13 protein-coding genes, 4 tRNA genes and 1 pseudogene are annotated in these 10,536 nt (G+C 34.4%); all 18 read right to left on the bottom strand.

Going from position 1 to position 10,536, the window contains the following annotated elements:
• Positions 1–154: 154 nt before the first annotated feature.
• On the bottom strand, positions 155–532 hold the full coding sequence (gene rplL / locus ACIQ2Z_RS04880; RefSeq protein WP_396183032.1) for a 50S ribosomal protein L7/L12: 378 nt from the start codon (positions 530–532) through the stop codon (positions 155–157).
• A gap of 62 nt (positions 533–594) precedes the next feature.
• Positions 595–1,110, bottom strand: coding sequence for a 50S ribosomal protein L10 (rplJ, locus tag ACIQ2Z_RS04875; RefSeq protein ID WP_396183031.1), 516 nt, complete (start codon positions 1,108–1,110; stop codon positions 595–597).
• Between the two features lie 22 nt (positions 1,111–1,132).
• Positions 1,133–1,822: a 50S ribosomal protein L1 gene (gene rplA, locus ACIQ2Z_RS04870; protein WP_396183030.1), complete on the bottom strand. Its 690-nt coding sequence runs from the start codon at positions 1,820–1,822 to the stop codon at positions 1,133–1,135.
• A gap of 13 nt (positions 1,823–1,835) precedes the next feature.
• The gene (gene rplK / locus ACIQ2Z_RS04865; RefSeq protein ID WP_290859485.1) at positions 1,836–2,273 is read right to left on the bottom strand and encodes a 50S ribosomal protein L11; all 438 of its coding nucleotides are present in this window, start codon (positions 2,271–2,273) and stop codon (positions 1,836–1,838) included.
• Positions 2,274–2,338: 65 nt separating this feature from the next.
• On the bottom strand, positions 2,339–2,890 hold the full coding sequence (gene nusG, locus ACIQ2Z_RS04860) for a transcription termination/antitermination protein NusG (RefSeq protein WP_396183029.1): 552 nt from the start codon (positions 2,888–2,890) through the stop codon (positions 2,339–2,341).
• An 8-nt stretch (positions 2,891–2,898) separates the two neighbouring features.
• Positions 2,899–3,096 carry a preprotein translocase subunit SecE gene (gene secE, locus ACIQ2Z_RS04855; RefSeq protein ID WP_396183028.1) on the bottom strand — a complete coding sequence of 66 codons (198 nt, stop codon included), beginning with the start codon at positions 3,094–3,096 and terminating at the stop codon, positions 2,899–2,901.
• 15 nt (positions 3,097–3,111) lie between these two features.
• Positions 3,112–3,182, bottom strand: a tRNA-Trp gene (locus ACIQ2Z_RS04850).
• A 57-nt stretch (positions 3,183–3,239) separates the two neighbouring features.
• On the bottom strand, positions 3,240–4,427 hold the full coding sequence (gene tuf, locus ACIQ2Z_RS04845) for an elongation factor Tu (protein WP_396183027.1): 1,188 nt from the start codon (positions 4,425–4,427) through the stop codon (positions 3,240–3,242).
• Between the two features lie 52 nt (positions 4,428–4,479).
• Positions 4,480–4,551 (bottom strand) — tRNA-Thr (locus ACIQ2Z_RS04840).
• Positions 4,552–4,750: 199 nt separating this feature from the next.
• Positions 4,751–4,834 (bottom strand) — tRNA-Tyr (locus tag ACIQ2Z_RS04835).
• Positions 4,835–4,921: 87 nt separating this feature from the next.
• Positions 4,922–4,995, bottom strand: a tRNA-Thr gene (locus ACIQ2Z_RS04830).
• Between the two features lie 91 nt (positions 4,996–5,086).
• Positions 5,087–5,389, bottom strand: a complete 303-nt coding sequence (gene hpf, locus ACIQ2Z_RS04825) for a ribosome hibernation-promoting factor, HPF/YfiA family (protein ID WP_290859490.1) — start codon at positions 5,387–5,389, stop codon at positions 5,087–5,089.
• 30 nt (positions 5,390–5,419) lie between these two features.
• Complete coding sequence (locus ACIQ2Z_RS04820) at positions 5,420–6,316, bottom strand: tyrosine-type recombinase/integrase (RefSeq protein ID WP_396183026.1); 897 nt, start codon at positions 6,314–6,316, stop codon at positions 5,420–5,422.
• Between the two features lie 69 nt (positions 6,317–6,385).
• On the bottom strand, positions 6,386–6,580 hold the full coding sequence (gene rpsU, locus ACIQ2Z_RS04815; RefSeq protein ID WP_290859494.1) for a 30S ribosomal protein S21: 195 nt from the start codon (positions 6,578–6,580) through the stop codon (positions 6,386–6,388).
• Between the two features lie 152 nt (positions 6,581–6,732).
• On the bottom strand, positions 6,733–7,902 hold the full coding sequence (locus tag ACIQ2Z_RS04810; RefSeq protein ID WP_396183025.1) for an acyl-CoA dehydrogenase family protein: 1,170 nt from the start codon (positions 7,900–7,902) through the stop codon (positions 6,733–6,735).
• 34 nt (positions 7,903–7,936) lie between these two features.
• The gene (locus tag ACIQ2Z_RS04805; protein WP_396183024.1) at positions 7,937–8,806 is read right to left on the bottom strand and encodes a ComEA family DNA-binding protein; all 870 of its coding nucleotides are present in this window, start codon (positions 8,804–8,806) and stop codon (positions 7,937–7,939) included.
• Positions 8,807–8,823: 17 nt separating this feature from the next.
• A complete protein-coding gene (locus tag ACIQ2Z_RS04800) occupies positions 8,824–10,320 on the bottom strand; it encodes an alanine/glycine:cation symporter family protein (RefSeq protein ID WP_396183023.1) in 1,497 nt (498 codons plus the stop codon).
• Positions 10,321–10,409: 89 nt separating this feature from the next.
• Positions 10,410–10,536: pseudogene (locus ACIQ2Z_RS04795) on the bottom strand (PspC domain-containing protein); the annotation flags it as partial.

Genomic DNA, 10,536 nt, shown 5'->3' with positions numbered 1-10,536 from the left:
TGTCTTAATTTTCTTTCTTCGTAGTGATCAAAAATAATAGGGTATTTTAAACTAATTGATAATAAAATAATGAATAATTTTATTATACGAAAAATGGTTTAGGTCGTTGGAGGTTATTCCATGACCTAAACCTAGTTCTTAAACCTAAGTTAGCTTATTTAAGCTCTACTACAGCTCCAGCTTCTTCTAAAGATTTTTTAAGACCTTCAGCCTCATCTTTAGTCACACCTTCTTTAACATTAGAAGGAGCAGCATCTACTAAATCTTTTGCTTCTTTAAGACCTAAACCGGTTAATTCTTTAACCGCTTTAACTACAGCCAATTTAGATGCACCAGCTTCTTTCAATACTACAGTGAATTCTGTTTGCTCTTCTACTACAGCAGCGTCTCCGCCACCAACAGCTGGTCCGGCAACCACAGCAGCTGCTGCAGGCTCGATACCATATTCATCTTTTAAAATTGTTGCTAATTCATTAACTTCTTTAACGGTTAAGTTAACCAATTGTTCTGCGAATTGTTTCAAATCTGCCATTTTTTCTATCGATTTAAATAGTTTGTAAAATATAATTTATTAAGTGCGTTCTCGCGGGTTTCTTATCTTTCGGATAAGGTTTTAACAATTCCTGCAATTTTTCCACCACCTGATTTAAGAGCGGATATAACATTTTTAGCAGGAGATTGTAGAAGTCCGATGATTTCTCCGACAACTTCTTCTTTTGATTTAAGAGATACTAAGGCGTCTAATTGGTTGTCACCAATAAAGATAGCCTGATGAATGTAAGCTCCTTTTAAAAGAGGTCTATCCGATTTTTTACGGAATTCTTTAATGATTTTTGCGGGAGCGTTTCCGTTCTCCGCAATCATTATTGAAGTATTTCCTTTTAATACTGAAGGTAAATCTCCATAATCGTTAGCAGAAGCTTCCATCGCTTTTTCCAACAAAGTGTTTTTCACAACATTTAATTGGATACCGGCTTTGAAACAGGCTCTTCTAAGATTTGAAGTTGTTTCAGCATTAAGATTTGAAATATCTGCAATGTAGACAACATTACTATCAGCCAACTGTGCAGTTAAATCTTCAATAACTCTTGATTTTTCTTCTCTAGTCATACTATTATTATTTAACTACCAATTAAACTGCTTTAGGATCTAAAGCAATAGCTGGGCTCATTGTACTAGACAAGTGAATAGACTTGATATAAGTACCTTTGGCTGCTGTTGGTTTCATTTTGATTAATGTTTGAATAATTTCGTGAGCATTATCTACAATCATGTCTGCATTGAAAGAAATTCTTCCAATTCCGGCATGAACAATACCCGTTTTATCAACTTTAAAGTCGATTTTACCGGCTTTCACTTCTTGAACTGCTTTTGCAACATCCATCGTAACCGTACCTGTTTTAGGATTAGGCATCAAACCTCTAGGTCCTAAAATACGACCTAATGGACCTAATTTACCCATTACAGCAGGCATCGTGATAATTACATCAACATCTGTCCAACCGTCTTTAATTTTTTGTAGATAATCATCTAAACCTACGTAATCTGCACCAGCAGCTTTAGCTTCCGCTTCTTTATCTGGAGTAACTAATGCTAAAACTCTAACATCTTTACCAGTTCCATGAGGCAATGCTACCACACCTCTTACCATTTGATTTGCTTTTCGAGGATCAACTCCTAAACGAACTGCAATGTCTACAGACTCATCAAATTTTGCAGAAGCAACATCTTTTAATAATGCAGAAGCATCTTTTAAAGAATATAATTTGCTTTTTTCAATTTTTGATGCAGCCTCTTTTTGCTTTTTTGTCAATTTTGCCATGTCTTTCTTTTAATTAAAAAGGAGCAACTCCTGAAACTGTTATACCCATAGAACGTGCTGTTCCAGCTATCATACTCATAGCAGCCTCGATAGTAAATGCATTTAAATCTACCATTTTGTCTTCAGCGATTGTTCTAATTTGATCCCAAGTAACGCTAGCTACTTTTTTACGATTTGGTTGACCTGAACCTGACTTTAGCTTTGTTGCATCCATTAACTGAATAGCAGCAGGTGGAGTTTTTACAACAAAATCAAATGATTTGTCTTTGTATACAGTAATCTGTACTGGTAAAACTTTACCGGGTTTATCTTGAGTTCTCGCATTGAATTGCTTACAGAATTCCATGATATTAACTCCAGCAGCTCCCAAAGCAGGTCCAACCGGTGGCGAAGGATTCGCGGCACCTCCCTTAACTTGTAGTTTAACTACTTTACTAATTTCTTTAGCCATTGTTTAAAAAAAAATTTAGCACATCCCAATTGGAAGCAAGATGCGGTTTATAATAATGTAACAAATTATACTTTTTCAACTTGCATAAACCCTAGTTCTAAAGGTGTTTTTCTTCCGAAAATTTTCACCATCACTTCAAGTTTACGCTTATCTTCATTAATTTTCTCAACAGTTCCATTGAAACCGTTGAAAGGTCCATCAATAACTTTTATGGTTTCACCAATGTTGAACGGAATATTTTGAGAATCGATATTAATTGCCAACTCATCTACTTTGCCTAACATTCTGTTTACTTCGGATAAACGTAAAGGAACAGGATCTCCGCCTTTTACTTCTCCTAAGAAACCAATAACACCTGTAATAGATTTAATGATATGTGGTATTTCTCCGGTCAAATTTGCTTCAATCATGACATAACCCGGAAAATAAACTTTATCCTTTGCTATTTTTTTACCATCGCGTACTTGCACTACTTTTTCAGTTGGCACCAATACCTGGGAAATAAAATCGCTTAAATGAAGTCGATTAATTTCGTTATCGATATAAGTTTTAACCTTATTTTCTTGGCCACTTACAGCTCTAACGACATACCATTTTTTTAAACTACTATCAGCCATAACAGAAATTATCCTTTTATCAAATTAAAAAATCCTGATATTGCTTTTCTAAAAACTTCGTCAACACCCCAAGTAGCTAGAGAAAATACAATAGTAAAAATAGCCACTATGATTGTTAGACGTTGTACTTCGGACCAAGGCAACCAAGTTACATTAGACTTCAATTCTTCGAAAGCATCTGTTATGTAATTAACAACTTTTGTCATTCTTATTTGTTTTTGCACGGGTGGAGAGATTCGAACTCCCATCAACGGTTTTGGAGACCGCTATTCTACCCTTGAACTACACCCGTTTGTTAAAAGCCAGTAATATTCATAAGAATAGTAACTGGCTTTATATATTTATTGAATTAATCAAGAATCTCAGTAACCTGACCAGCACCTACTGTTCTACCACCTTCACGGATAGCGAAACGTAAACCTACGTTCAAAGCAATTGCACTTAATAATGTTACTTCAATAGTTAAGTTATCACCTGGCATTACCATTTCAACTCCTGCTGGTAAAGAAATAGTACCAGTTACGTCAGTTGTTCTAACATAGAACTGTGGACGATAGTTGTTATGAAATGGTGTGTGACGACCACCTTCTTCTTTTTTCAAGATGTAAACCTCTGCTTTAAATTTAGCATGTGGTTTAACAGAACCTGGTTTACAAATAACCATTCCTCTTTTGATATCTTCTTTAGCAACACCTCTTAACAAGATACCTGCATTATCTCCAGCCTCACCTCTATCAAGGATTTGACGGAACATTTCGATACCAGTAACTGTAGAAGTTAATTTCTCAGCACCCATTCCAATGATTTCAACTGGATCTCCAGTATTACAAATTCCAGTTTCGATACGACCTGTAGCTACAGTTCCACGACCAGTAATTGTAAATACATCTTCAACAGGCATTAAGAAAGGTTTTGCAATATCTCTTTCCGGCTCTTGAATCCAACTATCAACAGCTTCCATCAATTCAATAATTTTTGGAGTCCAAACTGGGTCATTATTTAATCCACCCAAAGCTGAACCTTGTATAACAGGACTATTATCTCCATCATAATCATAGAATGATAATAAATCTCTGATTTCCATTTCAACTAATTCTAATAATTCCGCATCATCAACCATATCCACTTTATTCATGAACACAACGATTCTTGGAATACCTACTTGACGTCCTAAAAGGATGTGCTCACGTGTTTGTGGCATAGGACCATCTGTAGCAGCAACTACTAAGATAGCACCGTCCATTTGGGCAGCACCTGTAACCATGTTTTTTACGTAATCCGCGTGACCTGGACAGTCAACGTGTGCGTAATGACGATTAGCAGTTTCATACTCAACGTGAGATGTATTGATAGTAATACCTCTTTCTTTTTCTTCAGGAGCATTATCAATTTGATCAAATGATTTTGCCTGACAGTAACCTGCATCAGATAATACTTTAGTAATAGCTGCAGTTAATGTAGTTTTTCCATGATCCACATGCCCAATAGTTCCAATATTAAGGTGTGGCTTGTTACGATTAAAATTTTCTTTTGCCATTTTAATTAATTTAAATCTTAGTTATATAATAGTGTTAAATCTTACAATTTAGAGCCAATGACGGGAATTGAACCCGTGACCTCTTCCTTACCAAGGAAGCACTCTACCCCTGAGCTACACCGGCGGTTTCCTTGGCTATTAACCATTTTTGACAATCAAATTTTTGAAAAATCCTTTAGCATATATTGATATACATTCGCTCGAAAGCAAGCTTTTCAGGATTATCTCATTCTTCGATGATCCGTAAGAGGTGAACCCTTACTTAATCTTTTGAAACGCATTCACTCGAAAGCAAGCTTTCAGTGAATGCTTATTCAAAAGATTGGTGGGGAGAGCAGGATTCGAACCTGCGAAGGTTTCCCAACGGATTTACAGTCCGTCCTCGTTGGCCGCTTGAGTATCTCCCCTGACCTAATAACATCAAAAAAAACAATGAACTTAACTATTTCAGAATCTTATTCTTACGAAATAATTTAATTGTTTATTCCTTATTGAGCCGATAGAGGGACTCGAACCCACGACCTGCTGATTACAAATCAGCTGCTCTAGCCAGCTGAGCTACATCGGCAGTACTCAATAAAAAAAGTCCGCTATTTCTAACGGACTGCAAATGTATAGATTTTATTTGTCAATCAAAAACATTTTTTAAAAAAATATTTTTAGATGTGTGTTCTAATTTTTTCTTTTCTTTTTAGCAACAATCTTTCTAAAGCTTCGCTAGAAGAATCAACTGCTTCTTCAAAAGTTTTACATTGTTTTTTAACTATTAAATCATCTCCCGGTACATGAACTTTAATCTCCACTATTTTATTTTCCTTTTCACTAGTTGCTTCAACTTTCAGAAAAACGTCTACCACAACAACTTTGTCGTAATATTTTTCCAATTTATCCATGCGCTCTGTCACAAAATCTACTAGCTTTCTGTCAACATTAAAGTTAACTGCGTTAACATTTACCTTCATAATCAAATTTTTAAAGTTTAACAATAAGAATTACTTCTGATTTCTGGGATGTGCTTCTGAATATACTTTCTTAAGTTCAGACAAACTGCTGTGTGTATATACTTGTGTTGAAGCCAAACTAGAATGTCCTAACAATTCTTTCACTGAATTTAAATCGGCTCCGTTATTCAAAAGATGCGTAGCAAACGTGTGACGCAAAATGTGAGGGCTTTTCTTTACCTTCTCGGAGATAGTACTAAAGTACGTATTTATTAATCGATATACAAGAGAGTCATTTAATTTAACACCTTTTTGTGTCATAAACAATTGCTCAGTTTTTTTAATATCTTGAATAGCATTGCGTTGTATAATATACATTTTTATCTGACTAATTATGATGGGTAATAAAGGCAAAATTCGTTCTTTATTCCTTTTTCCAATGACCTTCAGTGTATTACTTTTAAGATCAATCGAACTCAGTTTTAAATTAATTAATTCTGCTCTTCTGATACCCGTTGTATAGAACATATCTATAATGAGTTTATCTCGAATCCCTTCAAAACCATCCGGATAAATAATTTGATTCAACACTAAGTCTACTTCTTTTTCAGAAAAAGGAATCTGGATTTTCTTGGGTGTTTTAAGAGCTTTATGCTTCAACAAAGGACTTTGCTCAATTTGTTTTATTCTTAATAAGAATTTGTAATAACTTTTTAAAGAAGAAATTTTACGGTTTACTGATGATGCAGAAATATTACTATCTACTAATGATACAATCCAACTTCGAATTTGAGGATAACCAACTATATCAATTGAATCTTGTTCAAAATGAATTTTATTAAAAGAATCAAACTCTTCTATATCTTTTACATAAGCTTTAACGGTATGCAAGGAATAGTTTTTTTGCATTTGTAAATAATCCTTAAAAGCTTGTTGATTTGATTGCATAAAAAAAACCGTTAGCCTCAAAGTTACAAAACTTCTCAAACTAACAGTTTAATTTTATAAAAAAAGCAATTACATTTCTACACTATCTCGCAATGTTTGAATGTACTGAGCTTTTTGAACTTGTGCTCTTTTAACAACAGATGGTTTAATAAAAGCCTGACGTGCTCTAAGTTGACGAACAGTTCCAGTTTTATCAAATTTTCTTTTGTAGCGTTTTAACGCTCTGTCGATATTTTCTCCGTCTTTAATGGGTATAATTAACATAATCTAGACACCTCCTCTCATTTAGTGGCGCAAAAGTAATAATAATTTTTAAAGAACAAAGTAAAAAGAGGAAAGAATAAAGACATTAACAATAAAGAGCCAAAAAACATCTTGCTTCTTGGCTCTATTTTCTATTCTCTATTTTCTCAATTCTATTTCACCGCCGGCTGATAGTTCTGCTTATCAATAATCATTTTAGACAAAATCTCTCTAAGAATTTCTGAAGTTCCACCGCCTATTGGTCCCAATCTACTATCGCGTAACAAACGTGCCAAAGGATATTCTTCCATATAGCCGTAACCTCCAAGCATTTGCAAACAACTATAAATGGCTTCATCCGCTACTTTGGTTGATTTTAGTTTCGCCATAGTGGCTTCTTTTACCACATATTCTCCTTTGTCTAATCTGGCTACTGCGGCATAATTAAATATCTTACAATGCTCTACTTCGGTAGCATGATCAACCATGGTATGTCGTAATGCTTGAAACTTGTTGATGGTGGTACCAAAAGCTTCACGTTGCGACATATAATCGATTGTATAATCGATGGCATATTCGGCTCTTGCATGTGCATTAATTGCCATGATTAATCGTTCTAAAGCAAAATGTTGCATGATGTAAGGAAATCCTTTATCAGCTTCACCCATAAGGTTTTCTTCTGGAATTTCAACATTATCAAAGGCAATCTCAGCAGTATCGGAAGCTCTCCATCCTAATTTGTCTAACTTAGTTGCAGAAACACCTTTTAGATTAGTATCCATTAAAAAAATACTAATTCCTTTATTTCCTAGTTCGGGACTTGTTTTTGCGGCTACAATGTAGTAATCGGCATAAACACCATTGGTTATGAATGTTTTTGAGCCATTAATACTGTATTTATTCCCATTTTTAATAGCCGTAGTTTTCATACCGGCCACATCACTTCCTCCAAAGGGTTCGGAAATGCACAATGCTCCAATTTTTTTTCCAGCAATACTTGGTGCTAAATAGTCTCGTTTGATTCGCTCATCGCCTTCGGCATTGAGATGCGTCATGGCTAAATAGGCATGCGCCCACATGGCTGCAGCAAAACCTGAGGATTTTATTTTTTGCAATTCTTCCAAAAAGATAACTGTGTAAAACAAATCCAGATCCATTCCGCCATAAGCTTCGGGATACGCTATCCCAAAAAAACCCATTTCACCAAACTTCTCCCAAATAAAACGATCTATAGTTCCCGTTTTTTCCCATTTTTCAATGTGAGGCACAACTTCTTTGTGTAAAAAATCGCGTAATGTTACCCTAAATAATTGATGCTCTTCGGTAAAATAAATAGAATTCATAGATAAATAAAAGATGGTTTTTTACTGTATTTTTTTAGAATTCCAAATATAAGGCAATTATTTTGATTTTTTCATTAGGCATTCCCTTAATTTTTGTTAAATCCTCAATAGAATGAATGCCATTATTCATGCTTCTGTAAGTAACAATTTCTTTAGCTATGGTATAGTTAAAATAGGGAAACTTCGCTAATTCTTTTACAGACAAATTATTAATATCAATTTTATTTACTGTTGGAATTGTCGTAACCTGAAAATATTTATTCAAATTTTCAATTACTTCCGGACTTAATCCCCAAATGGATTCCATTTGTTCCATTGTTACAAAACCACCCAGAACATCTTTTTGTTTTAAAATTCTTTCAGACAATGCAGGTCCGATTCCGTAAATCTTGATCAAATCATCTTGTGTTGCCTCATTGATATCTTTTCGAATAATACTTTTTTTATTTTCATACGTATTTTTATCGAAAGATGAAAATGCTTTTTTAGGTTGATTTACCCAATCAGGAAATTTAAAATAAGGCGAAATCGCTAGTAGCAAACTATCCGAAACACCAGTAACTTGTTGAAATTCTAGAGCCGAATTAACATATTTGTTTTGCTTTCTAAATTCAAATAGTTTATTTATTTCTGTTAAAGACATCCCTAACTGATACCCTTTATAGTCAGTAATAAAATTTGGATTAAAAGGATATATCTTTCCTTCAGAAGAAGATTGACTTATCTTTAAACTATCTATAACCGATTGCATGGCTAACCAACTTTTATTGGAATTTGATGGGCTTGTTGATTTGCTTGAAGACCAATAAAAATAACTCAATTGAATAATAACGATAAGAAGTAATAAAGAAAGCACACCTCTTCGTTGTTCATTTGTAAACTGGAAGTAGGATTTAATCTTCATGAAAAAATGTTTAAAAATTATTCGAATTTTTTAATCTCTCCGGATTTAAGCTTTCTAAAATATTCTTTCAAATCAGCTTTTACCTCACTGGAGAGAAAATATAACCCCAGAATATTTGGAAAAGCCATCCCTAAAATCATCATGTCAGAAAAATCAATTACAGCACCTAAACTGGCGGAAGAACCAACAACAACAAATACTAAAAACAAAACTTTATAGACATTCTCCATTTTTTTAGTATTTCCGAAAAGATAAGTCCAAGATTTCATTCCATAATAAGACCAAGAAATCATAGTAGAGAAGGCAAATAATATAATAGCTACGAGCAATACATATTTAAACCAAGGTAACACACTGCTAAAAGCTGCGGAAGTTAAAGCAGAACCGGTTAATCCTTGTGTATCTTGAGCATATCCTGAAAATATTAGTACCAAAGCGGTCATTGTACAAACTACAATAGTATCCACAAATGGTTCCAATAAAGAAACGATTCCTTCACTCACCGGCTCATCTGTTTTTACCGCGGAATGTGCAATTGCGGCGGAACCAACACCTGCTTCATTTGAAAAAGCAGCTCGTTGAAAACCGACGACTAAAACACCTATTACACCTCCCGATATTCCATCAGCTGTAAATGCTCCGTAATAAATTTCGGAAAAAGCATCTCCGATATGAGCAAAATTAACAAATATAATTATTAAAGAGGTAATCACATATAATCCCACCATGAACGGTACAATTTTATCTGTTACACTGGCAATTTTCTTAATTCCCCCAATAATTACAATTCCTACAAAAAAAGCAACAACTAAACCATACCAAAAACCATTTCCTACAAAAACCGGAAACACATTAGCTAATTGGGCAAAAGATTGGTTGGCTTGAAACATATTTCCCCCTCCAAAAGAGCCTCCGATTGCAAGTACAGCAAATACAACCGCTAATACTTTGCCTAAACCGGCATATCCTTTTCTGCTTAAACCTTCAGAAAGATAGTACATGGGTCCGCCAGAAACTTCACCTAAATCATTTAATCTTCTATATTTTACACCTAATGTACACTCGACAAACTTAGACGACATGCCTAAAAATCCGGCAAGAATCATCCAAAAAGTAGCTCCGGCTCCTCCAATGGAAATGGCTACTGCCACACCCGCAATATTTCCTAAACCAACTGTTCCTGAAAGAGCAGTTACTAATGCTTGAAAGTGGGAAACTTCTCCTGCATCTCCTGGTTTATCATAATCTCCACGAATTAACTGATAAGCGTGCTTAATTCCTTTTAAATTGATAAAGCCCATGTAAATGGTAAAAAAAGTAGCTCCAACAACAAGCCAAAGTACAACCAAGGGCATATCAAATCCGAAGGAAGCAAAAGGTTTATAGAAAAAAACACTTGCCATAGCATCTACAGCCGGTTTTATCACATCATTTATTTTTTCATCTAATCCTTTTTCCTGACTAAAAGTTAAAATAGGTAGTAAAAGAGCAAAAAGCGAGAATAACTTCTTCATAAAATTAATTTAAGTTTAATTTAGTTCAGCAAGATGCAAAAAAAATTGCTTTAAAAAAAAAGTATAAGGAATTTTTTAAAAAAACTCGATTACAAATCAAACACAGAACTTCGTTTGGTGTAGATCATATCCTTTAAACGAAGCCAAAAAGCAATCGTTAAATAGACGCCAAACCAAAGTCCGACCGTAACAAAAGAAATGTAAATAAAAAACAGA

Source organism: Flavobacterium sp. (assembly GCF_044361015.1).
Classification (GTDB): domain Bacteria; phylum Bacteroidota; class Bacteroidia; order Flavobacteriales; family Flavobacteriaceae; genus Flavobacterium.
This window is presented reverse-complemented; position numbering and strand designations above follow the sequence as displayed.